The organism is Woeseia sp. D3-10, assembly GCF_055809415.1.
Genome location: NZ_JBVVTW010000007.1, coordinates 2421587 through 2446765, shown reverse-complemented (window position 1 = coordinate 2446765; position 25179 = coordinate 2421587). Strand labels below are relative to the sequence as shown.

Below are 25179 nucleotides of genomic sequence, written 5' to 3'. Positions count from 1 at the left end.
GCGAGTTGGTATATTTCACTATCTATTGGTTTTTTTCACAGACGTGTAGTATTTTTGACCAATGTCTATTGACGGCCGTGTTCAGCCCATTATTGGTGAAGCACCCGCGTTTCTCGCCATGCTCGAGCATGTCTCGCGAGCGGCGCCGCTCGACAAGCCTGTACTTGTGGTCGGCGAAAGAGGCACCGGCAAGGAACTGATCTCCGCTCGCCTGCATTTCCTGTCCCAGCGCTGGGAACAGCCGCTGATCAAGGTCAACTGCGCGGCTTTGACCGAGTCCATTCTGGAATCCGAACTGTTCGGTCACGAAGCAGGTGCGTTCACGGGGGCCGTTAAGGGCCACATCGGGCACTTCGAGCGAGCGGATGGTGGCACGCTGGTGCTCGATGAGCTGGCCACGATCTCCTTGCGCATGCAGGAAAAGATACTGCGCGTGATCGAGTATGGCGAACTGCAGAGAGTCGGTGGCTCCGATACCCTGCGGGTCAATGTCAGAATAGTCGGGTCAACCAACGCGGATCTGCAGGAGCGGGTCAGAAGCGGCTTGTTTCGGGATGATTTGCTGGATCGCCTGGCGTTCGACGTCATCACGCTGCCACCCTTGCGCGAGAGGCTCGAAGATATACTGCCGCTGGCGTACGCGTTCGCGATCAACATGGCGAGTGAGTTGAAGCTGGCTTACTTTCCGGGGTTCAGCCCCAAAGCATCCTCGTCACTACTGCGTCACGACTGGTCCGGCAATGTGCGCGAACTCAAGAATGCGGTCGAACGTTCTGTTTACCGTACAGAAGAGCCTGAACAGCCCATCAAGGAAATCGCGTTTGACCCCTTCGACTCACCTTTCAGGCTACGCAAAGAACCTGCCAGGGAAGAGACCACGGATTCGCCTCAGCCACCAAAAAAGAGACCGCTACTACCGGCCAATCTGAAGGCGACGCTCCTGGAAACGGAAAAGAAGTACCTACAGGAAGCACTGCGGAAAGCACGCTTTAATCAGAAAGTGGCGGCAGAACTACTGGAACTCAGCTACGACCAGTTCCGGGGGAAAATCCGCAAGCATCAGCTGCAATTGCAGGCGGATTGACTCAACAAAATTAGCTATCGTCCCGGTAACGCCGCACGTAAATTGCCGCCGCCGTTAATAAACCGCCGACCATTAGCCCCACCCACAGAGCAGGGTCACTCAGGAATGCGGGCAGATCGATCATGGCCATCAGACTGGCTGTCGCATCGGCGTCAAACGTCGGCGGGCCGTCCTCAACGATCGATATACCGGCACTGTCGAAGCCGCCGAAGAGTGGCATGGATGCGAAACGACCGAATATCGCATCCCTGAAGAATGAGGTGCCGATCAGAATCCGCTCCAGCATCGGCACAACGAACAACGGCAGTATGGCAATCAGGAAAGGAGATCGACGCGTCCACGCGGAAACGAACAGGAACCAACCGGCGAACGGTATGTACCAGAGTGGCGTGGCCAGGAAAAATAACAAGGTTGCGAACCAGGTATCCAGAAACGGTGCCGCACTCCAGATCAAGGTCCAACCATCGCCGCCACGACCACTCACCCACATGGACGATATCGCCACCACGAAAACCTGAGTCACAATCACGATTGCAAACGTCACCAATGGAATAACAATAATCGCCGTCAGCAACTTCGATATGACCGTTTCCGCATCCGTAACCGGCAGCGAGCGCCAAAACAGAATACTTTTGTCCCTTCGCTCGGTGTACAGCGCATCCAGCAAATAGAACACACCAAGTATCGCCATGGTCATCATCAGCATGGCAGAAATTGCCGACGTCACGACCGTGATTGCTGCCGCCCGCTCGGTCTCGCCCAGATTGCTGGCGCCAAGGATCGACAAATCGACCTGTGTATCGAAAGCAGAAACGGCGACCTGACCGGTGATCGACATGAGCGCAATCAGCAGCGCGACCACGAGCGGCGCAACGTAGATTGACCTGTGCTCCCACAGTTCGCGCTGCAGCAATGCCAATTGGGTGTGAATCATGCGGCGGCTCCCTTTACTTTCGCAACGAACAGATCGGCGATCGCAGGAGTCCGGGTCTCACCGAACTTGTTTAAGCTCTCGCGCGTGACGCCCTCGAACAGCATGACCTTCTTGCCGAAACTTTCGCGCTCGTACAGCGGTCTCAACGCGCGTGCCGCTTCCGCCTGACTGCCGGAGGTTTGTAACTCAACGAACCTCTGCGGCAGATCCTCCATCGCGGAGTCGAGCACAAGGCGGCCATCATTGATGAACATTACGTGCGTCAGCAGGTTTTCGATCTCTTCCACCTGGTGCGTCGTGATCAGAATGGTGCGCTCGTCATCGAAGTAACCATCCAGCAAATTTCCGTAGAAGTCCTTCCGGAAAATGATGTCGAGACCCAGGGTCGGCTCGTCAAGAATCAGAAGCCGAGCGTCGACCGCTGAGATGATGGAAAGGTGCAGCTGCGTGATCATGCCCTTCGACAATTCCCGCACTTTCGACGAATGCTTGATGCGAGTCGCCGCCAGCAATTCATTGGCTCGTTTACGGGAGAATTTGGGGTGCACTTTTTCTGTGAAGTCGAGTAGTTGCGACACGCGTATCCAGCGAGGCAATACCGCGACGTCCGCGATAAAGCAGATATTCTGCATGAGTTCGCGTCGCTGCCTGAACGGATCCAGCCCCAGCACAGAAAGGCTGCCCTGGCAGTCGGTTAAGCCCAGAATCGCCTTCAGCAAAGTGGTCTTGCCCGCGCCATTCGGTCCGATCAAGCCGGTAATTCGGCCCTTTTCTATAGTGAAACTGATGTCATCGACAGCTCGCAAACTACCAAAGGACTTCGATACATTCCTAGCATCAACCAGACTAGTCATTTCCGGCTCCATCGTTTTTATTGTTGGGAATCGGCACCTCAGCGAGAAGGTCTGCACGATCCAGTCCAAGCCGTTCGATCGTAGCGATGACCGCGGGCCACTCCTTTTCAAGAAAACGGCGGCGCTCATCTTTCAATAGCTGCTTGTTGGCGCCATCGGTGACGAACATGCCCCGCCCACGCTTCTTCTCAACCAGCCCCTCGTCGACCAGTTCCTGGTAACCCTTCAATACGGTCAGCGGATTAAGCCGGTACTCTGCAGCGACGTTTCGGACGGAAGGCAGCGCGTCACCATCGGCCAGTACGCCCTCAAGGATCATTGCGACCACCCGATCCCGCAACTGACGGTAGATCGGCAGATCGTCATTCCATTTTGGGTCCATTGACACTCCAGCCATCGTCATTAATTGCCCGCCAGGTTATAGGCCGGACTCGTTTCGTGCTTTGCTACAGGCGTCCCGATGGTATCAGGACAGAACGGGTCAAAGGCAGCATCCGTCATTGCGTCGTTTACGCTCCCCAGCTTAAGCGCGGCGGTGGTTAGCGGCGTTTCAGCAGGCGCGCTCTTGGCGCCGATCCTGCCGCAGTTGCATCCCGCGCAAAGGCGAGTCTGGCCAGCCGGGCTGTCAGCATGCCGCCACCATCCCTGACCGATTCCGTGCTCGTTGCGAACGACGCGCGCTGACTACCGTTGGGCCGCGCCTGTGCCGCCACAACAGCAACCAACAACAGCATGAATACGGCCAAAGTGACCCGCATCGGTAATCCCCTGCTCGCTTGACGGCGCATCGCCTGTTCCTCGTAATGTTAGTGGCATGGCCAGTCCTGCTGGCCGGTGAACTAGTGTTATAGTCAACTATAACACCGCCGATTTAGATTGCAAGCCTGCTGGCGTTTAACCCCTTCCGCGACAACGGTGCGTTACCAGTTATAACGTCGCAATGAATACCGGAGACAACGCTTGAACATTCAGAGACCGAACAGCCTCCGGCTTGAGTCAATCTGTGCATCCCGCCCATGAACTGTCTTGGCCACGAAACAACCCTCGGCAGCCAACCGCTTCCGTCGCCACTGCCGGTGCCCTATGCTCGACCAATGAGTGTTTTGCCAGAAGATTCAGCGTTGATGCTGCGTTACCGCGATGGTGACGTTTCAGCATTCGAAACGCTCTATTCACGACACAACGATGCCCTGTATCGGTATTTGCTGCGTTTGTCCGGCAACCCCGATGCCGCCGCGGATGTTTTCCAGGATGTTTGGGGCAAGATCATAAAGGCGCGGAGCAGCTACCGGCCAACCGCCAGATTCACGACCTGGATGTACCGCGTCGCGCATAACTCCTTTATCGACTACGTGCGACGCAACAAGCGCTACAGTGCCGGGCCGAGCCACGACCCAGATCAGCTCGCCGCCGATACTGACAGTCCGGAGCTGCTCGTTGAAAAATCGATGGCTCGGCAGCGATTGCTGATTGCGCTGGAACAACTGCCAATGGAGCAGCGTGACGCTTTTCTGTTGCGCGAAGAAGCCGGCCTGAGCGTTGAAGAAATCGCCCACGTCACCGGGGTAGCCCATGAAACAGCGAAGAGTCGACTTCGCTACGCCATGAGCAAATTGACCGCCGTGTTGGCAGAACCCAGGGAATCAAACGCATTGTCTGCATGAGGCTATGGGAATGAGTAGCACAAAGTGAACACCGAGAACCACAACGACGCGGAAAAGCGCTTGCGGGAAACGTACCTCGCCAGCCAGAACGTCCGTGCGCCTGAGCGCTTGAATCGAGCTGTACTGGATGAGGCGGCGGCAGCGGTCAAACCGGGCATTGCGAAATACCTTTCAGTTTGGGGCCGTCCCCTGGCCTTCGCTGCAACCTTCGTACTTGGCATTGCTTTGGTCTATGACATGCAAGGCGTAACTCCGCTACCTGCCAATGAAACCAGCAGCGAATTTGCGGCCCCCTTGTCGTCCGCCAGCGATGTTGCCAGCGACGACGAGGCACCGGCGAGCCGCGTTATGCGTCAGATGCGAGAGGAAAAACGCGCGGCGACCGAATTACACCAGTCGGCACCATCACCGGAGCAGCGCGCAGGCGATACCAGCGCTAACCTGTTTCAGCTCAATAAATTCGGCAACACTCGGCGGTCGACAAGGCCATCGAACGCGAAGGCGGGTCAGGCGCAGAATGAAGCAACTCAGTCGCCAGCCGAGACCCGAACCATGCAGGACGCTCTGGCGCCGTCCGCCGTGGCGGCCCGGGCAGACATGGCTAACACCGACAGTCCTGACAGTGACCGCCTGTGCCGGACGGCCGAGATGCAGGGCGTCGCTGAGTGGTGGCAGTGCATCGTGGAATTGCGCGATGCCGGCAATGACGAAGGCGCAGGCAAAGAACTGACGCTGTTTAACAGCACCTATCCGGACTTTAGGGCGCCCGAGTAAGCGCCCTGCGATGTGCCGTAGCGGCACGGCAATGCTAGAATCGCCGCCCGCCACCCACCTTGCGGTCACGTGGTAACCATTTGGCAGGCGCCGCTGGCTCGGCCGCCCGCTGGCCAACCGAATATTCAGCATAAAAATCAGGGACTAACATGAAAAAACCAGTTCGCGTAACTATCACGGGTGCCGCCGGACAGATTGGCTATCAACTCGCCTTTCGTATCGCTTCCGGCCAGATGCTTGGCTCGAACCAGCCGATCATCTTGCAACTGCTTGAAATACCGCAGGCCCTGGATGCGCTGAAAGGCGTAGTGATGGAACTGGACGACTGCGCATTCCCCGGCCTGGTTGGCGTCGTCGCGACCGACGACGTGAACGAAGCCTTCCGCGACAGTGACTATGCGTTACTGGTTGGCGCACGGCCGCGCGGACCCGGCATGGAGCGAAAAGACCTGCTGCAGGCGAATGCGCAGATTTTCTCGGTACAGGGCAAGGCCATGAACGACCACGCCAGTCGCGACATTAAAGTGCTGGTCGTCGGTAACCCGGCGAATACCAATGCCTTGATCGCGAGTAGCAATGCCCCGGACATAGATCCACGCAATTTCACGGCGATGACGCGACTGGACCACAATCGCGCCGCTGCACAGCTGGCCGCCAAGACGGACAGCCACGTTACCGATATCCGCCAATTAACCATCTGGGGAAACCATTCCGCTACGCAGTACCCGGACGTTCATCATTCAACCGTGAAAGGCAAGGCCGCCACAGACCTGGTTGACCAGAGCTGGCTGAGCGGCGACTTCATACCAACCGTGCAACAGCGCGGTGCAGCGATCATCAAGGCGCGCGGCGCATCGTCGGCGGCATCGGCTGCCTCCGCGGCGATCGATCACATGCACGACTGGGCGCTGGGTACCGCCGATGGCGACTGGGTCAGCATGGGCATACCGGCTGACGGCAGTTACGGCATTGAGGCAGGCATCGTTTATTCCTACCCGGTCCGCTGCAAGAACGGCAACTACGAAATCGTGCAGGGACTGGAGGTCAATGACTTCAGCCGTGAGCGTATGCAAGCCACGGAGCAGGAATTGCGGGAAGAAAGAGCGGCTATCGAAGAGCTGCTGGCCTGATCAATTGCCAGTGGCGCGCCCGTTTGGCGGGTGCTAGGGTAATCGAGTGTGCCGGCTGGATGCCGGCACACTTACGCGATGTGTCGCCGGGGGCACATCCGAACTGAGCCGGTCCTGTCACGGCAGGCCCGAATAAGCGGCGACCGTCGCCTGCGAGACTTCGCAACCGTCCCTTAGTGGAACAGCGTGCTGAACCCCATGGGAACGGACACTGAAACTGCGAAGTCTTCTTGAGTGAGGAAGACAAGGTGTCACATATGTTAGTCGGCCTGTTTTGGTTCCTGTTGTTCTTTGGTGGCGGCATTTACCTCGCCTACAACCGGGTAAATCTGTTCAGTTCGACCGTTGCTGTTGCGGCGGCCGTTCTTGCCTATACGCTGTTTGGTTCCGGCCATCCTTTGTGGGTCATCTTCCTGTGGCTGCCGGTGGCAGTGATGGTCGCTCTCAACTTTGAAGAGTTCCGCCGCGAAAAACTGACCAAACCCGCTCTGGCTGTTTATCGCACGATGCTCCCTTCGATGTCCGACACCGAACGCGAAGCACTGGAAGCCGGCAACGTATGGTGGGACGGAGAGTTGTTCTCCGGGATGCCCGACTGGGAACGCCTCATGTCCTTCCCTGCCCCAACGCTGTCCGACGAAGAGCAGGCGTTCATGGATGGTCCTTGCGAAGAACTGTGTCGGATGATCGACGACTGGGATATCGCTCACAACCGGGCCGACATGCCAGAGGAAGTCTGGGCGTTCATCAAGAAGCACAAGTTTTTTGCCATGATCATCCCCAAGGAGTACGGCGGACTTGAGTTTTCCGCCTACGCAAACGCAATGGTCATCTCAAAGCTGGCGAGCCGCAGTGCAACCGTGTCGTCAACGGTGGGTGTTCCAAACTCGTTGGGCCCGGCCGAGTTGTTGCTGCACTACGGCACCGAAGATCAAAAGCAACGCTGGCTGCCAGGCCTCGCGTCCGGTGACGAAGTACCGTGCTTCGCGCTGACGTCACCGCAGGCGGGTTCCGACGCCGCGGCGTTGATCGACAGCGGCGTCGTTTGTCGCGGCACCTTCGAGGGCGAAGAGATCGTTGGCATACGGCTGAACTGGAACAAGCGCTACATTACGCTGGCGCCCATTGCGACCGTGCTCGGCCTCGCCTTCAAGCTGTACGATCCTGATCACCTGATCGGCGACGAAGACGAGTACGGCATCACTGCAGCCCTGATTCCGACCGACATGCCAGGCATCGAGATTGGCCGTCGGCACTACCCACTGACCATCCCGTTTCAAAACGGCCCGACCTCGGGCAAAGACGTTTTCGTCCCGCTTGACTACATCATCGGCGGCAAGGAAATGGCTGGCAAGGGCTGGAAAATGCTGGTCGAGTTGCTGTCCGTCGGTCGCGCAATCACCTTGCCATCCAGCGCAGCAGGCGGTGGACAAGCTGCCGCCTGGGCCAGCGGTGCTTATGCGCAGCTGCGCAAGCAATTCGGCTTACCCATTGCCAAATTCGATGGCGTTGGCGAGGCGCTCAGTCGTGTAGCCGGTTACTCGTACGTAATGAATGCGGCGGTATCCGTTACCTCCGGCGCCATACAGCAGGGCGAAAAGCCCGCTGTACCTTCTGCCATTCTGAAGTACCACTGCACCGAACTGGGTCGCAAAGTGGGTAACGATGCGATGGACATTCACGGCGGCAAAGCCATCATGATGGGACCGCGTAATTACCTCGGTCGCGGCTACATGGCGACACCCATTGCGATTACCGTTGAAGGTGCCAACATCCTGACCCGAAGTCTGATTATCTTCGGCCAGGGTGCCATTCGCTGCCATCCGTTCGTCCTGCGCGAACTGCAGGCGGCCCAGAATGATGATGAGCAGCGCGGCCTCTTTGAATTCGATCAGGCGCTGTTCTCACATATCGGTTATGCCATCAGCAATCTGGCCCGTTCATTTTTCCTGGCCCTGACGCACGCCAAGTTCAGCAAGGTGCCGTTAAACACACCGACTGCACGCTACTACCAGAACATCAATCGCTACAGTGCGGCGTTCGCACTCGCCTCTGACTTCGCCATGCTGACACTCGGCGGCAAACTCAAGATCAAGGAACTGTTGTCAGCGCGCCTCGGCGACGTACTAAGCTCCATGTACCTCGCTTCCACCGTGTTAAAGCACTTCGAGAATCAGGGTCGACGCTCGGCCGACCTGCCGCTCGTCGAATGGTCAGTGCGTACACTCATGTACGAGGCGCAGGAACAGCTGCACAGTTTCTTGCGCAATTTCCCGAACCGACCGGTTGCGTTCTTTTTACGCTGCTTCATTTTCCCGCGCGGACGCACGTACTCCGCACCTTCTGACGAGCTGAGCATGAAGGTGGTGGACTTGATTACCCATAGCAGCGAATCTCGCGACCGGCTGTGCGCGCAGGCCTACACAACGCTGGAAGCCGGCAATCCGCTGGGCCAATTGCAGGAAGCGCTCGTGCTTTCCGAAGAACTGGCACCGCTGCAACAAAAACTACGGCAGGCCTTCAAAGAAGGGCTTATCAATTCCGAATACGTGGGCTACCAGATTGAGGAAGCGGCAAAAGCGGAGATCATCACCACCGATGAAGCCGATGCTATGCGCAACTTCCATGAAAAAGTGGAACACCTGATGGGCGTCGACGACTTCGCACCGGAAGAATTGTTCCGGCATCCCGCGGCCGGTGATTCGTCCGCAAAGCCTGCGAAAAAACGAGCGGCGCGAAAAAAATCTCCGGCACGAAAGAAAACGGCCGGCAAGACACAAGCGGACTGACCGCGCCTGTCTCGACGGCTGCATGCACCACCTACCAATGTTGGGTGGGGTTGTTCGTGCAGTCGGGAGCCTGACGTTATTGCCGCAAATGTGCAGCAATCTGTGCCGTGGCACCGTACCATTGGTGCACGTTCACTCGATAAGGAGAGCGAAGTGCGTTCCACACCGAAACTTGCAACTGCGTTGTGTTTGCTAACGGCCCTCGGCGCCTGCGGCAACAACGATGATCAGAGTCAGACCCAGAAGGCGGCGCCAGCCGCAAACACAACCGCGCCAGCTGCTCTGCCGCGCTCCACAGCGCCACAAGCGGCACGGCTTTATTTCATCGAACCGGCTGACGGCGCTACCGTTACCAGCCCGGTTCGTATCGAGTTCGGACTTGATGGCATGGATGTCCGGCCTGCGGGTACCGACGCGCCGATGAGCGGCCATCACCACGTCATTATTGACGCCGAACTACCGCCGTTCGACCAACCTATCCCGGCCGACGACCATCACGTGCACTTTGGTGACGGCCGAACCGTTACCGATCTGCCGCTCCCTCCTGGCGAGCACACCCTGCAGCTTTTGCTCGGAGACCACCTGCATATTCCGCATCAGCCACCGGTGTCCTCGGAAGTCATCACTATCACGGTGGAATGAGCCGCTTGAGCCGCGTAGCCCGGGCAACTAGAATTTCCGGGCTGCAGGCTTTAGCAGTCACCGTCCGACACCGTGGTAATCGCTACCCATGAATAGAAAGAGCATAGGAATTAGTGGCTTAGCCGCTTATTTGCCACCTTACCGGGTCTGGCTGGAGGATTGGTGCGCCTGGACAGGCAACCAATGGCCGAAGACTCGCGAGGTTATCGGGCGCAGTTTCCGGGTACGCGGGCCGAATCAGAGTGTCTACACGATGGCTGCAACGGCGGTCATGCGGCTCATCACCCAATACGACATTGACCCGTCCCGAGTTAAGTTTCTGGGGCTGGGTACCGAGTCCAGCACCGATAATTCAGCGGGCGCGATCATCGTCAAGGGCATGGTCGACCGGGCCCTGATCGCGGCCGGCAAACCGCCTATCGCTCGCAGCTGCGAAGTCCCTGAATTCAAACACGCCTGTCTTGGTGGCGTATACGGCATGAAAGGCGCGATACGGCATCTGGCACTTGACGGCGCCGGCGGACAAGCCATTGTCGTCTGCGCGGATATCGCGGAGTACGCGCGCGGTAGCAGTGGCGAACCCACTCAGGGCGCAGGTGCCGTGGCCATGCTGCTTGAAGAAGACCCCAAGCTGGCGGAAGTTGATCTGATTCGCTCAGGCTCGGCATCCGATTACCGGGTCATGGATTTTCGCAAACCGATGTTGCGCTTCTGCGGCCAGGACCGGAACGAGTCGCACCAGGTACAGGACTTCCCGGTGTTCAATGGCAAGTACTCGACCACCTGCTACATTGATGAAACTCTGCACGCACTGAATGACATGTACGAAAAGCGTGATCTCAACGCGATCGCCTACATGCACTCATTGCGGACTGTCTTCATGCATCGCCCTTACCGACGCATGCCGGAAACCGGTTGGGCGCTCGCCTACCTGTTCGCACTGAGCGGCGGTGATGCCGCCGACCGGGCTGAGCTCGCAGCGTATTGTTACGAAGCAGGTATTGAACCGAATGCGCTGCTCGACGAAATGAGCAGCAAACCTGAAGTTGCCAAACTGGCCTCACCGGAACGACTGCATTACGAGGCGTATCCGCTGGCCATGGCTGTGTTCAGAATATTTCGTGCATCGCGTCATTACCGCCGGGAGATACTCGACAAAATGGCACTCGGCAGTGACACCATGCTCGACCTCGGCAACCTGTACACCGCCGCTTTGCCAGCGTGGATGGCAGCAGGTTTTGAACAGGCTCTCGATGAAGATCGATTTGAGGTCGGAGAAGAAATTCTCACATTGGGTTACGGCAGTGGCGATGCTGCGGAAGTCATCCCGTTTTTCATGGCACCTGAATGGCGGGCAGCCAGCAGCAAAATCGGCTTTGCCAGCGCCATGGATTACGCCATTGACATCAACTCAGATCAGTACGCCGCCTTGCATGCCGGCCACAAAGCACCAGGACTGGACTTCCTGCCAAGAGAAGAATTTGTCATCGACAAAGTGGGGTGTTCGGAGGAGCGGCAATTTCAGGATCTCGGTATCGAGTATTACCGTTACGTCAGTTAGGCCGCCACGCCCTGCCTACAGCACGCTCGTGTAACGTCCGAGCTGCTCTGCAAATTCAGTGCTTAATCGCTCCCACTCCAGTTTGAACCAGGGCGTCAGAGTATCCGCATTGTTCGCCAGTTCGGCCTCGATCGACGCCGGACTCAAATAACGCACAGCAGCTATTTCGGTGCTGTTTGGCTGCGGCGGATGTTCACTACGGCCGAGATACACCCAGCATAATTCATGCTCAGCGCCCAGGTCCCGGTAAGTCGCCTGGTAGGTAAACTTGAATACAAACTCAAGCTGCGCGCTGACCCCCAGTTCCTGCTGCACGCGGCGCTGCGTAGCGACCTCCATGCTTTCACCTTTGCGCGGATGGCTGCAACAACTGTTAGCCCAGTAACCGGGCCACAGGCGTTTGCCCGCAGCGCGTTGCTGCACGAGGAGTTCGCCTTTGCTGTTGAACAGGAACACAGAGAACGCCCGGTGCAAGAGTCCGTCACCGTCATGGCACATTAATTTGCTAAGACTGCCCGTTTCCTCGTCATTCTCATTGACCAGGATCAGTTCTTCACTGTCCGAGGACACGATTGCATGCGCGTTAGCCGATGACATTACTGCTCCCGGTAATCAATAGGTTTACGAATCGCTGAAGCGAATTATTGCATAACCCGCTTTCTTGAGTGCCGCTGCAACATCGTGACTACGACCGGGACACAATGCCACTATCGAACCGCCGCCACCTGCGCCCGTCAGCTTCGCCCCAACTGCGCCATTGACCCGCGCGATGTGCACCATTTTCTCAAGCTCCGGCGTGGACACCTCAATGGCGTTCAGGAATCCATGACAGACGTTCATCATGGATCCCAGGGAATCGTAGTCCGCGTCGCGCAATGCAACGGAGCCTGCAACACTCAACTCGTCAATCTCATTGAATATCGTGTCGTACAGCGTTTGATTGGACGCGTAACGCTTCGCAACGCCCGCAATCATGTCTTTGGTCACACCGCGTTTGCCACTGGATGCCACAACCAGTGGTGGCACCTCACACAACTGAATCGGCTTGGTTCGCGACGCCGTTGAGCGCGTATACAACACCGGCTCACCATAGGTGGCGAGGTTGTTGTCGATACCAGATGGCGTTCCATGGGCGAGCTTTTCGCACTCGAAAGCAAGCGCATCAATGGCACGATTATCGAGTCCGAAGCCTAGCTGCAGATCGAATGCACGAATGATCGCAACGGCGATTGCCGCCGATGCGCCCAGCCCCATTGCCGCAGGAATCCGGGCATCGACTTCGATGTCGTAGTGCCGTTCGGCAACGTGCAATTCCCGCATGATCAACGCGACCGTGGCCGCTGCAGCACTGCTCCCGCGGCGCTTTGGATTGACAATCTCGTCAACTCCCCACGCCGGTATACGCAATCTACTACGACTGTCTGCTGGCCGGACTCTTGCCTCGATAGCCTCTGGCAACGGCACGGCCAGCACGTGTTTGTCGTACACCGCTGCGTGCTCACCCAGCAAGATAACCTTGCCGCAGGCACGACCTGCCGGCTCACTGTGCATCTCGGCTTCGACCTCGGCCGCAGGCCCACCGCCCGCATGAATTTCAGCGATCAGTTCATCGGCTTTCCAGGATTTAATCTCGCCGCTGGCTATCAAGCCCGCAACAACCTGCTCGAAAATGCCAGTATCAGCACCCGCCCCAGCGGCAACGCTGCGTGCGTGCAAACTCATGTGCCCCTTCTGAATGCCGTGAGTAACCAGCGCACGCAGCGCCGCAAAATTCTGTGCGAGACCGACCGCAGCCATCATTCCGGCAAGATCCGCAGCCTGCTCTACGCCGGCGATTTTCAGCGCCACTGCGACCGCGGGGTTGGTCTGCAACGAACCGCCAACGATGCCGACTTTCAACGGTATTTTTAGCTCGCCAAGCAAATCGCCATTGTCACCAGGCCGCCACTCGCTGAGCGAACGGTAATTGCCATTGCGCACTGCATACGCGTGCGCGCCGGCCTCAATCGCGCGCCAGTCATTGCCAGTCGCAATTGCAACCGCGTCGACGCCGTTCATGATGCCCTTGTTATGTGTTGTTGCGCGGTAGGGATCAGTGTTCGCAAAGGCAGTCGCCAGAATAATGCGGTCGCGCACGAATTCGGCCGGGAATGTCCCGTCCGCCAAACTGGCCAGCGGGATACGGACACGCGCGGTCACCACTGATCGATCGGCGAGATTCGAGAGAATTTTCATCGCCACCTGACCACCGGTAAGCACCTCAACCCTTGGCGCGATGCCCTCACAAATCGTATTGACGAGGTTGGCGCCCATCGCATCGCAGGTGTCCACGAGCAAATGCAGCACCACCGTCCAGCGGCCATCCGGCAAGCGGTACTTGAAGTACTCGATATCCCGAACGCCGCCGCCGCGCGCCAGCAGGTTGGGCTGAATGACATTGGCCATGCGCATTAACTCTGCGCTGCGCTGACGTAAAGCGAGAATAGCCTGATCCGGATCCTCCACGTCGATCAGTTGCATCTGGCCTATCAGCAACGACTCGGGAGTTTGCACATCGAAGCCCCCGGCCTGCCGAGCCAGTTTCGCCGCGCCACTAAGTCCGGCGACGATCGACGGCTCCTCAACCACCATCGGAATCAGGCAATCCCGGCCGTTTATCTGAAAGTTCGGCGCTATGGCCAACGGCATGCCGAAGACGCCAACCACGTTCTCGATCATCCGGTCCGCCGTCTTCCCGGTCAGCGTAAAGTCGCCGCGCCGCAGGCGATCGGCATCGTCGCGCCCCAGCACGCCATGCTCGACCAGCCTGTCGATTCGTTCCGCGACAGTGAGCCGGTAGAACCCTGGAATAGCCGAATCAGTCTTCAATGTTCTCATCCGTCGAGTTGCACGCCGGAATCCCCGAGCGTCGTGTCCAGCGCGATAAAACCGAGCTGCCGTACCCTTTGCGTAAATGCATTAAGCGCTGTCTTGTCCATCGACATGGCCGCACCAATGTCACCGCCACCGGCGCCGCACGGTTTGTAGACGAGACCCGACTCCCTCGCAGCGGCGTAAACGCCGGCATGACCGGCGGAAAAAATACCCAGCGACTGGTCGCGATCAAAATCGTGTAGCGCTCTGGTGTAAATGTCGAACTGTGCGAGCAGTTCCTGCACGTTGTTTTGCTGCCAGCAGGCCAGCAACGCGCGCGCTTCATCGCACAACGACGTCAGGCTCGCGAGTCTCGCCGGATCCCGCAAGCCCGCCTTCAATTGCTGAATTTTTGCCGTGGTACCCGCCGGTGTGCCGCTCCACAGCAACGCCACGTGCAAACCGTCCGGCCAGCTCAGCACTTCCACTTCTGCCGAATCGCGCGAGTAGCCGATGACCCCACCATGGATAGCACAAGCGATATCGACACCACTGCCTTCGCCACCCTGAAAAGCCGTGTGCGCCGCCATCGCCGCTGGCAACAGCTGCGAACCGCGCTGCCGGGTAAGAAACGCTGTCAGCGCCACACTTAACGCGGCGCTTGAGCCTAGCCCGAGCTTGCGACCACTGGCCTCATCAACAAATGCCCGTGTATCGAGCGTCAGCCGAATACCGCTGTCGGCCATCCCGCCGACGGCTTGCAGAATACGTTCGAACAGTGAAAATGCAGCGGACTCAGGCGGGGAATCCAGCCAGTCCGGTGCACCATTGGCCGTGCCGACAAATCGCCATGACCCGTCGATAAAGCCCGGCATGCTGAGTTCGTTACAGACCGCGTCGATCTTCTCGGCACTCACCCGGGCACGTCTGTTGACGCTTGCCGCAATCGCAGGCGCCCCGTGCAGGACAGCGTACTCGCCGCCCAAAACCACTTTGCCAGGCGCTGTTGCCACGTAGCTGCCTGACTGCATTACAGAACCCGTGCGCCGTCGCCAAGACCGCTCTGCAGGACATCAATAACCCCTTCGGTCTTGCGCAATTCGTCCGCAACCTCCGCCGCAATCTCCGGCAGCGAAACCACTTTTACCTGGGGCCCCGCATCGATAGTGAAGAACACCGCTTCACCTCGGTCCTGCAAGCGCCGCACCGTTTCCAGCGCCGCCAATGTCGCGCTGTTCCAGTAGACAACTGATGGCCGCGATGTCCACATTACCGAGTGCATTTTCAGGCAATTGTGCTCGGCGACCGCCGCCAGTGCGGCGAAATCGCGTGCCGCGACGGCTACACGCGCTGCGGTCAGGTCCTCGGGCTGGCGTTCAACCCAGGCGTCATAGAACGGCGATGTTTGCCGGCTGATGATCATCGCCGCACTTGAGCTGACCGGCTTGGAACCCGCTTCCGTTACCGCGACGGTCACCGTTAACGGCCATTGCTCAGGCATGGCGAGAGTAGCGAGGTCTATATTGTCCGACCCGACTTTCAGCTCAACGAAGCCGGGGTACAGCGAGCGTGCCGCCGAACCCGAGGCCCGACCCGCTGCACGAGCCAGGTTCAGGCGATCACTGCGACGCCCATTGGCTTTGCTCGCCGCTGTCGCCAACGCGGCAAAAGCGGACGCCGATGATGCAAGTCCGGCGGCAATCGGGAAATTGCATTCACTTTCGACGCGCGCCGCTGGGCGCTCGGAACCCGCGATGTCGTCGAGGCAGCGCCGTACACGTGGCAACATCTGCGGCTGCTCCATGCCGTTAACCAGCAGTGTGTCGGGGCCAGGTTGATCATCGAACTCCACGCTCATCCTGGTCCACAACGCCTCGAGCGTAATCGACAATGAACCGGTTGCCGGCAGGTTGTTTTCAACATCCCGCTTGCCCCAGTACTTTACGAGGGCGATGTTGGGTTGCGCCTGGCTGATTGCCCGCATGATCGTGGTCCGAAATGGCTTGCTTGCTACCGGGTGGGGTCGGCGATTATAGCCCAGTGCCGCCCGGATTCCCCGTACCGGAGTCCGGCGCATTGACGCAAAATTCCGTGTAGTCTTTAGCGCCCAGTTCCAGCCAAACCCAGCCCGGGAGCCCGATTTTGCCCACACCGTTCGCCGCTCGACTACAGGAATACACCGCTCGCATCAGTGATTGTCTGGAACGCATATTGCCCGCAGAGGACGTGCTACCCGCAAGACTCCATGCCGCCATGCGCTATTCAGTTCTCAATGGCGGCAAGCGCATCCGGCCATTGCTTGCTTACGCCAGCGCGGAATGCCTGAACATCAACCCGCAACGCATCGACAGTGCAGCAACGGCGATCGAGCTGATTCACGCCTTCTCCCTGGTACACGACGACCTGCCGGCAATGGATGACGACGACCTGCGCCGCGGCAAACCGACCGTGCACCGCAAGTTCGACGAAGCAACGGCGATATTGGCGGCCGATGCTCTGCAACCACTGGCATTTGCCGCCGTAGCGGAATGCCCGGCAACCACGCCCGAACAGTCCGCTTGTCTTATTCGCCTGATCGCTCACGCCTGCGGTTCACGTGGCATGACCGGCGGGCAGTCCATCGACCTCTCGTCCGAGGGCAAATTGCTCAGCGCGGCAGAGCTGGAACAGATGTACGCGCTTAAAACCGGCGCATTGATTCACGCCGCCATAATGAGCGCTGCCTGTGTCGCGGACGAACTTACGGATACGGACCGCCGCGGACTGCAGCAGTACGCCGATTCCATCGGTATTGCATTCCAGATTCGGGACGACATCCTCGATATCGAGGGCGAAACCGTTGTTATCGGCAAACCGGCAGGCTCTGACATACGGCAGGACAAGGCGACCTGGCCCGCGTTATTCGGACTTGAGCCCGCGCGCGAACGTTGCGACGAACTACTGCAGCACAGTATCGACGGGCTGGAATGTTTCGGTGAGCGCGCTGAGCCATTGCGCTGGCTTGCGCACTATATCGTCGACCGGACGCAATGAACCCGGCCACGCGCCAGGTCTTGCACGTTGATATGGATGCGTTCTACGCATCCGTTGAACAACGTGACAACCCCGAGCTGCGTGGCAAACCACTGGTCGTAGGCGGCGGCAGCAATCGCGGCGTGGTCGCTGCGGCAAGCTACGAAGCGCGTACTTTTGGAGTGCGTTCGGCTATGCCGATCCGGGAAGCCATGCGCCGCTGTCCCCAATTACTACGGGTCGCGCCGCGCATGGCACTCTATAAGTCGGTGTCCACGCAGATCTTCGAGGTGTTTCAGGAGTTCACGCCGCTGGTCGAGGGACTGTCGCTCGACGAAGCCTTCCTGGATGTTACTGACAGCCTGACGCTGTTCGGCAGTGCTGAGAAAATCGCTGCAGAAATTAAGCGCCGCATTCACGAAACCACAGAACTGACGGCATCGGTTGGCGTAGCACCGAACAAGCTCGTCGCCAAAATAGCGTCAGACCTCGACAAACCGGATGGCCTGGTTGTCGTTACCGACAGCAACCTGCGCGACATACTCGATCCGTTGCCAGTGGGCGTGATCCCCGGCATCGGTCGACAAATGCTGACGCGCCTGCATGCAATTCACATCAAGACCATTCAGGACCTGCGCTGCGCGCCGACGCGGGAACTGGAAGCCTTGTTCGGTCGTTACGCTGCACGCACGCGCGACCGTGCCAGCGGGATAGATGATCGTCCGGTTGTCAGTTCACGCGCGGAAAAGTCGATCAGCGCAGAAGAAACCTTCGATAAGGACCTGCAATCCCTCAAAGAAATGCAGCGCGAATTGCTGCGCCTGTGCGAACGAACCGGCACGCGATTGCGGGCCAAAGAGGTGCTGGCCGGTACCCTGCAGATCAAAGTTCGTCAGGCGGATTTCACCACCTTTACTCGACAACACGCCCTGCACCCACCTACCAACGGCACGGCCGCCCTCTACGAGGCGGCACTGAAACTGCTGCAAATCTGGCTGCGGGAACACCCCGGCGCGCATATCCGGCTGCTGGGGGTCGGCGGCAGCGAGCTGGCCCGTGCAACACAGGGCGATCTGTTCGACGAGCAGCCGGCGGTAAACGCCTCCAAACTTGATAGAACGGTGGATGAAATCCGGCAAAAATTCGATTCTGTGCCGCTCGGCAGAGCCCGCACCTTTAACAACGACCAAATCGGGTAGAATCGGCGATCTCGCGCCTGTACCGGATTCACTCCTGAACCATGTACACAAGATTCTTCGGACTCAACGAAAAGCCGTTCGCGATTACACCGGACCCACGCTATTTGTTTATGAGCGAGCGGCATGGTGAGGGGCTTGCCCACCTCATTTACGGGGTAACGGAAGGCGGTGGCTTCATTCAGTTAACCGGTGAAGTCGGCACCGGCAAGACCACACTGGTGCGCAGCTTGCTGGGCCAACTGCCGACCGAGGTCGATCTCGCACTGATCCTGAACCCGCAAGTGACGGCGCTCGAGTTTCTACTATCGATTTGTGAAGAACTGGGTGTTGACCTGCCCGGCAACACGGACAGCACCAAAGCCCTGGTTGACGCCTTGAACCGCCACTTGCTGCAAGCGCATGCACGTGGCAGACGGATTATTCTGTTGGTCGACGAAGCCCAGAACCTTTCCGAAGACGTGCTCGAACAAGTGCGACTGCTGACCAATCTCGAAACTGCCAAACAGAAACTGTTGCAGATCATTTTGATTGGCCAACCCGAATTGCGCGATCTGCTCGCGAAGAACAGTCTCCGCCAGCTGGCACAACGAGTGACTGGTCGTTATCACCTCGAACCCCTGTCGCAGGACGAAGCGAGTCAGTACATCGATCATCGTCTGAAAGTAGCTGGCGCTCTTGGTGAGGTGTTTGATGCGGGCGCAAAGAAAGCCGTGTACCGATTGTCGGGCGGTATACCGCGGATCATGAACGTTATTTGTGACCGCGCTTTGCTGGGCGCCTACAGCGCTGAAACACGTACGGTCAATCGTTCAATCGTTAGACGAGCAGCGACTGAAGTATCCGGTATTGCAGCCACTGGCCACTGGCGATGGCTGCTCCCGGTGCTGGGCGCTGCAGCGATAGTGGCCGCGGTCCTGTTTGTCCCGCCCATGCTTGCAAATTCCGATAACAGCATTGCCGACGCCGTAGTTGCCCGGACACCGGCCGCCGCAAGCCCTGACAGCAACGTCACAATGCCAGAGCCACTGGCACAGCAGGCAACAGGCAACATCGAACAGCCGGTCACTGTGGATGCGCCACCAGCGCCGGTACTCGATGAACGGCTGCGCAATTATTCCGGCAATGTCGATACTGCCATGCGCACCTTGTTCGATTTGTGGGGGCTGAACTTCGCAACGGGTGCTGGTACCGGTTGCGCGCAAGCAGAAGCGCACGGGCTGAGCTGCCTGTTTCAGCGCGGCTCATGGAACGTGGTTCAGCAACTCAATCGTCCGGCGATGCTGACGCTCATGGATTCAACGGGCGCTGCCCACCAGCCGGTACTGACGGCGATTGACGGCGACAATGCCGAGCTGGCTCTCGGCGAGGAACGTGTATGGGTGCCGGTCACCGAGCTTGGCGAATATTGGTTTGGCGAGTTCATGCTGCTGTGGCGCCCGCCCAATGGGGATACGGCAGCGTTGCGACCTGGCTCCAGTGGCCCGAATGTACTGTGGTTACGTGAGAGTCTGGCCGCGATCGACAAGGACCTTGCCACCAGCGCCACTCCCTCGAACGTCTTCGACGCCAGCCTTGAGCAAGCACTGATGGAGTTCCAGCGCCGGAATCGACTCAGGGTGGACGGGCTGGCCGGGCAACAAACCCAGATTCTGATCAATTCTCTGCTTGCCGACGAGAATACCCCGCAGCTAATCAGCGGTCGACAATGATAATCTGTGGCGCGAGCAACGGGCGAGACCACTAATGTCGTACATCCTCGATGCACTGAAAAAATCAGAATCCGAGCGGCAACAACAACACCTGCCCGGGTTTGCCGATATTCCGCGTGCAACCCAAAGCCGATCAACACCGGTGTGGATTTGGCTGCTGTTAGCCTTGCTGCTAGTCAACATCGTGGTGCTGGCATTCTTGCTGGTGGATCGCGAACCCAGGGCGGGCGTGCAACAGCTCGAATTTCAGGTACCGACAGCCGCCAGCGACGCACAACCCGCTTTCAGGGATCTGGTCAACGAAGCACGCGAGCAGGTGCCGCCGGAGCCGGTCACACCGCCTCGCAGTACTGCGTCCACGAGCAGCACACCGCCTGCAGCAAACAGCACGACAACGAATGTCCGACCTCTTGCCGAAGTACCGCCGAGCATTGCGTCCACGCGCGCAAGCAGCGCCACGACAGCATCATCGTCAATACCAACAATGATGGAATTGCAGATCAATGGCGACCTGCAACTGCCCGAGCTGCATCTGGATATTCACGTTTACAGCCAGGCGGCGGACGAGCGTTTCGTCTTCATCAACATGAGTAAGTACCGCGAGCAGGCCCGACTGGCAGAAGGCCCACTGGTCAAAGAAATTCGTACCGACGGTGTCGTTCTTGAACATCGCGGTCGCGAGTTCTTGTTGCCCCGGGAATAGCACCATGCCTGCCGGTATGTTGCTGTGACTGAACACACTTCCAGTAGCCAATTCCTGAGCACTGACCGCTTTGCGCAGGCACTGCGCTCGGGCATTCACCGGGTCATCTCAGAACAGGACAACCTGAATTCAATCAATGTATTTCCGGTGGCGGACGGCGATACCGGCACCAATCTCAGCCTGTCGTTGAGCGCCGCACTGCATACCCTGCAGAAGCCACCCGGAAAGCACGTCAGCACCTTACTTGCCACAATTGCCGATGTGCTGCTCGACAGCGCTCGCGGCAATTCGGGCGCAATCGTTGCGCAGTTTTTTCAGGGTATCAGTGATACCGCAGAACAACTGACCCGCTTCACGACCCATACGTTTGCCAAGGCTGTCGAGCGTGGCAATGAATACGCACGCGACGCGTTGTCCAACCCGCAAGAAGGCACAATTCTATCTGTTATCGCAGTTTTTTCATCGAGCCTGCAACGCCAAACAGCCACTGAAACGGTACAGGATTTCGCCACGCTGCTGAGCACTGCGTTGCCTGAGTGCCGCAAAGCACTGTCCCGCACGCAATCGCAACTGGACGAGCTAAGAAAGGCAGGCGTCGTGGATGCGGGTGCCAAGGGGTTTGTTGCGTTGATCGAAGGCATGTGTGACCACATTGCGCACGGCAAACCCACACCACTGCCGGAACACACCAGCGTTGAGCGCCTGGTCGCCGAAATGCCGCAACTCTCGGATGAAATGCCAGAGCAGCGTTACTGCACCGAGTGCATAGTTACAGGAACCGATATCGACCGCCGCCGATTGCGTGAGGCGCTCTCCGCACTTGGAGATTCGCTCGTTCTTGCCGGTACCAAACGCAAAGCGAAGATACATATTCATGTCAACGAGCCTGAGAAAGTCTTCGAGCTTGCCCGGTCGTGCGGCACGCTGAGTGGCGAGAAGGCCGATGACATGCACCAGCAACAAAAGAGCTCGCATGATAACAAGGCCAAATTTGCTGTTATCACTGACTCTGCCGCAGACATCGATGACAAAGATATGGAACGTCTCGACATTCATACAGTGCCACTGCGAGTGCAGTTTGGTAAACGTGGCTATCTCGACAAGGTCAGCATTTCGGCGGAAGAGTTTTATCGCGAGCTGCAGTCGAATCCGATCCACCCGACCACGTCGCAACCATCACCGGGTGACTTTCGACGTCAGTTTCAGTTTCTTGCCAGCCACTATCAGGACGTACTTTCGATTAACCTGACAGGCCGGGTCAGCGGAACCTTGCAGGCTGCCCAGGCAGCGGCCGAACGCACCAATGCAAGTGGTCGTGTACACGTGGTCAACTCATTGAACGCGTCGCTGGGCCAGGGACTGATTGCGGTTTTTGCGGCCGAATGCGCCGATGCGGGGCTTAGTATCGACGAAGCACTGCGCGCCGTGGACACGGCGATTAACGAAACGTTTACGTTCGCGCTGGTGAAGGATTTGCGCTACGCCGTCCGGGGCGGCCGGGTGCCCGCGTCGCGAAAATTGCTCGCCGACTTGCTGCACATCACTCCGGTATTGCGTTCCGAACCGGATGGCCGGATATCCGCAAGCGGCCTGTTGCTGGGTCGCCAAAACCTGCTGCCAAAATTCGCGCGTTTCATCGCAAAACGCCTGGACCGAAAAGCCGGTTGGCGTGTCGCAATAGGGCATGCGATGTGTCTGCAGGAAGCTCAGGACCTTGACCGACTCGTACGCGAACAGCTACCGAACGTCAGTCGTTCATGCATTACTGATCTCGGTTCTGCGCTCGGCGCACATGGCGGTCCCGGGGCGATCGTTATCGCCGTGCAACGGCACCGGCAAGCGGACGAGTTTGTCGATCGCGACCTTACTCCTGTCGAAGTGCCTCACCCGCGGGGCTGAGCAGCTGCTCGCCTTCATTGCGTGCGTTGTTCACCGCCCGCGACACCGGCCAGGCCTGCATCCGTGGCATTGCCGCAATTGCGGCGGGTAAGGCTTGCTCGTCACACTGTAGCCAGGCATCGGCGAGCTGCGGCTCAACGATAACCGGCATACGCGCATGCAGCCGCTGCATGAAATCATTGGCAGCGGTGGTCACGATGGTTGTCGATTGCAGGGTTTCGTCGGTTTCTTTGTTGTGCCACGACTCCCACAAGCCGGCAAACGCGAGCGGCTCGGCGTTCGCTTTCGATATGAAGTAGGGGGTCTTGCCGTCGCCCTCCTTCCGCCATTCGTAAAAGCCATCGGCGAGGATGAGACTGCGTCGTTGTTTGTATGCCGCGCGAAACGAGGGCTTCTCCGCGACAGTTTCGGCCCGTGCGTTGATCATCCGGTTGCCGATCGAGGGGTCTTTTGCCCAGAAAGGGACGAGACCCCAACGCAACATGAGCAGTTGCCTGCCGGTTTCGCCGTCATTGCGGATCGCGGCGACGTATTGCGTCGGGGCTATGTTGTAGCGGGCTTCTACCGGTAGCGCATCATTGACAGCGAACAGCGCCGCGGTGGCTTCACTGGGTGAATAGAAAGCGAAGCGCCCGCACACAGCCTACTCGCGAATCCCAACGCCACGATTCATCAGTACGAGGCAGACGCTAAACAAGACGACAACGAAGGTACAAACGATCACGTAGGCGTAGACGATTCCGATATCCGAAGTGCCCAGAATTCCGTATCTGAACGCATTGACCATGTACAAAATCGGATTCAGCTTTGAAACAGATTGCCAAAACTCCGGCAACATCGAGATTGAATAGAAAACACCGCCGAGATAGGTCAGCGGCGTCAAAACGAACGTCGGCACTATGGCAATGTCATCGAATTTGCGGGCAAACATGGCATTGATGAACCCTGCCAGAGCAAACACAACCGACGAGAGCACGACCATGGACAGGGTAATGAAAGGATGCTCAACGTTCAGGCGCGTGAAACCCAGCGCGATCAGCGTCACAAGGCCACCGACCAAAAGGCCGCGGATGACGCCGCCCGCGACATGCCCGAGGATTATCGTGGCATTCGACATCGGTGAAACCAGCATCTCCTCGATATGCCGTCCAAACTTCGCGCCAAAAAACGACGACACAACATTGCCGTAAGAATTGGTAATAACAGCCATCATGATCAGACCGGGCGCGATGTACTGCATGTAAGGAACGCCTTCGATCAGACCGATCCGGCTGCCTATCAGGTTGCCAAAAATCACGAAGTACAGCGTCATCGTTATCGCGGGCGGAACAATCGTCTGGATCCATATACGCAATACCCGGATCACTTCCTTGGTAACGATGGTCTTCAGGCCCACCCAGTTCAGCGCGATATTCATGGTCCTGTACCAGCCTGTTTCTTGTTATCGACCAGACCAAGAAACAGTTCCTCCAGTCGATTTGCCTTGTTGCGCAGACTCTGCACTGACAGGCCCTGGGCACTCAGCGCAGCAAACAATGCATTCAGATCCCGACCCGCTTCGATTGCGACTTCAATCTCAGTATCGCCCAGGCGCGTTACCTCGAAGCCGTCCAACCGGGGAACCGTTGACAGCGGATCACGCAGACTCAGCACAAACACTTCGCGCTGCAATTTGCGCAGGATCGTGCTCATTCGGGCGTTCTCGATGATCTGCCCGCCATCAATAATGGCGACATGCCGGCACAAGCTTTCGGCTTCCTCGAGGTAATGCGTCGTCAGGATGATGGTCGTTCCAGCCTCATTAATCTTTCGCAAAAACTCCCACATCGAGCGTCGTATCTCGATATCGACGCCGGCGGTCGGTTCATCGAGGATCAGCAGCTTCGGTTCATGGATCAAGGCGCGTGCAATCATCAATCGGCGCTTCATGCCGCCTGACAGACTGCGTGCAGCGTCGTTCCGCCGATCCCACAGCCGCAGTTCCGTCAGGTATTTTTCCGCCCGCTCGTGCGCAAGCTTGCGGTTCAGCCCGTAGTAACCGGCCTGATTCATAACGATGTTCTGCACAGTGTCGAACAGATTGAGGTTCACTTCCTGTGGCACCAGGCCGAGGCAGGCTTTCGCGGCTTCGAGATCGCGGTCAATGCTGTGGCCAAAGATCTCGACGCTGCCGGCCGACTTTTGCACCAACGAACAAATAATGCCGATGGCCGTCGTTTTGCCGGCGCCGTTGGGCCCAAGCAGCGCGTAGAAGTCACCCGACTCCACGTCAAAGTCGATGCCTTTAAGCGCCTGGTTGCCGTTAGGGTAGGTTTTTTGGAGGTTCTTTATTGATAGTGCATGCATGGCGCCGCGTATTGTATACGTCCCGC

23 protein-coding genes are annotated in these 25179 nt (G+C 58.1%); 12 read left to right on the top strand and 11 right to left on the bottom strand.

What is annotated here, in order from left to right:
• The first annotated feature begins 61 nt into the window (after positions 1-61).
• Entirely contained in the window at positions 62-1084 is a 1023-nt protein-coding gene (pspF, locus tag AC0L8N_RS11265) for a phage shock protein operon transcriptional activator (RefSeq protein WP_473667750.1), read from the top strand.
• Positions 1085-1094: 10 nt separating this feature from the next.
• Here pspF and AC0L8N_RS11260 read toward each other — a convergent pair whose 3' ends face one another.
• From AC0L8N_RS11260 to AC0L8N_RS11245, 4 genes are all read right to left on the bottom strand, one after another.
• Positions 1095-2018, bottom strand: a complete 924-nt coding sequence (locus tag AC0L8N_RS11260; protein ID WP_473667749.1) for a hypothetical protein — start codon at positions 2016-2018, stop codon at positions 1095-1097.
• On the bottom strand, positions 2015-2872 hold the full coding sequence (locus AC0L8N_RS11255) for an ABC transporter ATP-binding protein (protein ID WP_473667748.1): 858 nt from the start codon (positions 2870-2872) through the stop codon (positions 2015-2017). Before AC0L8N_RS11255 ends, AC0L8N_RS11260 begins: the two co-directional genes overlap by 4 nt.
• A complete protein-coding gene (locus AC0L8N_RS11250; protein WP_473667747.1) occupies positions 2865-3254 on the bottom strand; it encodes a GntR family transcriptional regulator in 390 nt (129 codons plus the stop codon). Before AC0L8N_RS11250 ends, AC0L8N_RS11255 begins: the two co-directional genes overlap by 8 nt.
• Positions 3255-3411: 157 nt before the next feature.
• A complete protein-coding gene (locus AC0L8N_RS11245; protein ID WP_473667746.1) occupies positions 3412-3660 on the bottom strand; it encodes a hypothetical protein in 249 nt (82 codons plus the stop codon).
• 306 nt (positions 3661-3966) lie between these two features.
• Here AC0L8N_RS11245 and AC0L8N_RS11240 point away from each other — a divergent pair, with 306 nt between their 5' ends.
• The 6 genes from AC0L8N_RS11240 to AC0L8N_RS11215 all read left to right on the top strand — a co-directional run bounded on the left by AC0L8N_RS11240 (position 3967) and on the right by AC0L8N_RS11215 (position 11432).
• The gene (locus AC0L8N_RS11240) at positions 3967-4536 is read left to right on the top strand and encodes an RNA polymerase sigma factor (RefSeq protein ID WP_473667745.1); all 570 of its coding nucleotides are present in this window, start codon (positions 3967-3969) and stop codon (positions 4534-4536) included.
• A gap of 24 nt (positions 4537-4560) precedes the next feature.
• Positions 4561-5310 (top strand): hypothetical protein, encoded by a 750-nt coding sequence (locus AC0L8N_RS11235; RefSeq protein WP_473667744.1) that lies wholly within the window; start codon positions 4561-4563, stop codon positions 5308-5310.
• Positions 5311-5459: 149 nt separating this feature from the next.
• Complete coding sequence (locus AC0L8N_RS11230) at positions 5460-6440, top strand: malate dehydrogenase (protein ID WP_473667743.1); 981 nt, start codon at positions 5460-5462, stop codon at positions 6438-6440.
• A 257-nt stretch (positions 6441-6697) separates the two neighbouring features.
• Positions 6698-9229, top strand: a complete 2532-nt coding sequence (locus AC0L8N_RS11225; protein ID WP_473670127.1) for an acyl-CoA dehydrogenase — start codon at positions 6698-6700, stop codon at positions 9227-9229.
• A gap of 102 nt (positions 9230-9331) precedes the next feature.
• Entirely contained in the window at positions 9332-9871 is a 540-nt protein-coding gene (locus AC0L8N_RS11220; protein WP_473667742.1) for a DUF4399 domain-containing protein, read from the top strand.
• 88 nt (positions 9872-9959) lie between these two features.
• Positions 9960-11432: a hydroxymethylglutaryl-CoA synthase gene (locus AC0L8N_RS11215; RefSeq protein ID WP_473667741.1), complete on the top strand. Its 1473-nt coding sequence runs from the start codon at positions 9960-9962 to the stop codon at positions 11430-11432.
• Positions 11433-11447: 15 nt separating this feature from the next.
• Here the strand turns inward: AC0L8N_RS11215 and idi are convergent, their stop codons facing one another.
• The 4 genes from idi to mvaD are packed head-to-tail and all read right to left on the bottom strand — an operon-like array spanning position 11448 to position 16269.
• Entirely contained in the window at positions 11448-12029 is a 582-nt protein-coding gene (gene idi / locus AC0L8N_RS11210; protein WP_473667740.1) for an isopentenyl-diphosphate Delta-isomerase, read from the bottom strand.
• Positions 12030-12053: 24 nt separating this feature from the next.
• A complete protein-coding gene (locus AC0L8N_RS11205; protein ID WP_473667739.1) occupies positions 12054-14300 on the bottom strand; it encodes a hydroxymethylglutaryl-CoA reductase, degradative in 2247 nt (748 codons plus the stop codon).
• Between the two features lie 5 nt (positions 14301-14305).
• Entirely contained in the window at positions 14306-15316 is a 1011-nt protein-coding gene (locus AC0L8N_RS11200) for a mevalonate kinase family protein (RefSeq protein ID WP_473667738.1), read from the bottom strand.
• Positions 15316-16269 carry a diphosphomevalonate decarboxylase gene (gene mvaD / locus AC0L8N_RS11195; protein WP_473667737.1) on the bottom strand — a complete coding sequence of 318 codons (954 nt, stop codon included), beginning with the start codon at positions 16267-16269 and terminating at the stop codon, positions 15316-15318. Before mvaD ends, AC0L8N_RS11200 begins: the two co-directional genes overlap by 1 nt.
• Positions 16270-16427: 158 nt before the next feature.
• Between mvaD and AC0L8N_RS11190 the strand changes: the two genes are divergently transcribed.
• The 5 genes from AC0L8N_RS11190 to AC0L8N_RS11170 are packed head-to-tail and all read left to right on the top strand — an operon-like array spanning position 16428 to position 22807.
• Entirely contained in the window at positions 16428-17318 is an 891-nt protein-coding gene (locus AC0L8N_RS11190; protein ID WP_473667736.1) for a polyprenyl synthetase family protein, read from the top strand.
• Positions 17315-18496: a DNA polymerase IV gene (dinB, locus tag AC0L8N_RS11185; protein ID WP_473667735.1), complete on the top strand. Its 1182-nt coding sequence runs from the start codon at positions 17315-17317 to the stop codon at positions 18494-18496. The genes AC0L8N_RS11190 and dinB overlap by 4 nt, the downstream gene beginning before the upstream one ends.
• 41 nt (positions 18497-18537) lie before the next feature.
• Positions 18538-20205, top strand: coding sequence for an ExeA family protein (locus tag AC0L8N_RS11180; RefSeq protein WP_473667734.1), 1668 nt, complete (start codon positions 18538-18540; stop codon positions 20203-20205).
• A 34-nt stretch (positions 20206-20239) separates the two neighbouring features.
• A complete protein-coding gene (locus AC0L8N_RS11175; RefSeq protein WP_473667733.1) occupies positions 20240-20908 on the top strand; it encodes a general secretion pathway protein GspB in 669 nt (222 codons plus the stop codon).
• Between the two features lie 24 nt (positions 20909-20932).
• On the top strand, positions 20933-22807 hold the full coding sequence (locus AC0L8N_RS11170; RefSeq protein WP_473667732.1) for a DegV family protein: 1875 nt from the start codon (positions 20933-20935) through the stop codon (positions 22805-22807).
• Here the strand turns inward: AC0L8N_RS11170 and AC0L8N_RS11165 are convergent.
• From AC0L8N_RS11165 to AC0L8N_RS11155, 3 genes are read right to left on the bottom strand one after another with little or no spacing between them, the layout of a single operon-like run.
• A complete protein-coding gene (locus tag AC0L8N_RS11165; RefSeq protein WP_473667731.1) occupies positions 22773-23447 on the bottom strand; it encodes an SOS response-associated peptidase in 675 nt (224 codons plus the stop codon). The genes AC0L8N_RS11170 and AC0L8N_RS11165 overlap by 35 nt on opposite strands.
• A gap of 3 nt (positions 23448-23450) precedes the next feature.
• The gene (locus tag AC0L8N_RS11160) at positions 23451-24224 is read right to left on the bottom strand and encodes an ABC transporter permease (protein ID WP_473667730.1); all 774 of its coding nucleotides are present in this window, start codon (positions 24222-24224) and stop codon (positions 23451-23453) included.
• Positions 24221-25153, bottom strand: a complete 933-nt coding sequence (locus AC0L8N_RS11155) for an ABC transporter ATP-binding protein (RefSeq protein WP_473667729.1) — start codon at positions 25151-25153, stop codon at positions 24221-24223. The genes AC0L8N_RS11160 and AC0L8N_RS11155 overlap by 4 nt, the downstream gene beginning before the upstream one ends.
• Positions 25154-25179 lie beyond the last annotated feature (26 nt).

Bases quoted from the DNA above. Each gene is read 5' to 3' on its own strand.
- AC0L8N_RS11175 (WP_473667733.1), top strand. From the start codon at position 20,240: ATGTCGTACATCCTCGATGCACTGAAAAAATCAGAATCCGAGCGGCAA.
- mvaD (WP_473667737.1), bottom strand. From the start codon at position 16,269: ATGCGGGCAATCAGCCAGGCGCAACCCAACATCGCCCTCGTAAAGTAC.
- AC0L8N_RS11200 (WP_473667738.1), bottom strand. From the start codon at position 15,316: ATGCAGTCAGGCAGCTACGTGGCAACAGCGCCTGGCAAAGTGGTTTTG.
- AC0L8N_RS11155 (WP_473667729.1), bottom strand. From the start codon at position 25,153: ATGCATGCACTATCAATAAAGAACCTCCAAAAAACCTACCCTAACGGC.
- AC0L8N_RS11225 (WP_473670127.1), top strand. From the start codon at position 6,698: ATGTTAGTCGGCCTGTTTTGGTTCCTGTTGTTCTTTGGTGGCGGCATT.
- AC0L8N_RS11240 (WP_473667745.1), top strand. From the start codon at position 3,967: ATGAGTGTTTTGCCAGAAGATTCAGCGTTGATGCTGCGTTACCGCGAT.
- AC0L8N_RS11160 (WP_473667730.1), bottom strand. From the start codon at position 24,224: ATGAATATCGCGCTGAACTGGGTGGGCCTGAAGACCATCGTTACCAAG.
- AC0L8N_RS11250 (WP_473667747.1), bottom strand. From the start codon at position 3,254: ATGGACCCAAAATGGAATGACGATCTGCCGATCTACCGTCAGTTGCGG.
- idi (WP_473667740.1), bottom strand. From the start codon at position 12,029: ATGTCATCGGCTAACGCGCATGCAATCGTGTCCTCGGACAGTGAAGAA.
- AC0L8N_RS11255 (WP_473667748.1), bottom strand. From the start codon at position 2,872: ATGACTAGTCTGGTTGATGCTAGGAATGTATCGAAGTCCTTTGGTAGT.
- AC0L8N_RS11260 (WP_473667749.1), bottom strand. From the start codon at position 2,018: ATGATTCACACCCAATTGGCATTGCTGCAGCGCGAACTGTGGGAGCAC.
- AC0L8N_RS11215 (WP_473667741.1), top strand. From the start codon at position 9,960: ATGAATAGAAAGAGCATAGGAATTAGTGGCTTAGCCGCTTATTTGCCA.
- AC0L8N_RS11180 (WP_473667734.1), top strand. From the start codon at position 18,538: ATGTACACAAGATTCTTCGGACTCAACGAAAAGCCGTTCGCGATTACA.
- AC0L8N_RS11230 (WP_473667743.1), top strand. From the start codon at position 5,460: ATGAAAAAACCAGTTCGCGTAACTATCACGGGTGCCGCCGGACAGATT.
- pspF (WP_473667750.1), top strand. From the start codon at position 62: ATGTCTATTGACGGCCGTGTTCAGCCCATTATTGGTGAAGCACCCGCG.
- dinB (WP_473667735.1), top strand. From the start codon at position 17,315: ATGAACCCGGCCACGCGCCAGGTCTTGCACGTTGATATGGATGCGTTC.
- AC0L8N_RS11245 (WP_473667746.1), bottom strand. From the start codon at position 3,660: ATGCGCCGTCAAGCGAGCAGGGGATTACCGATGCGGGTCACTTTGGCC.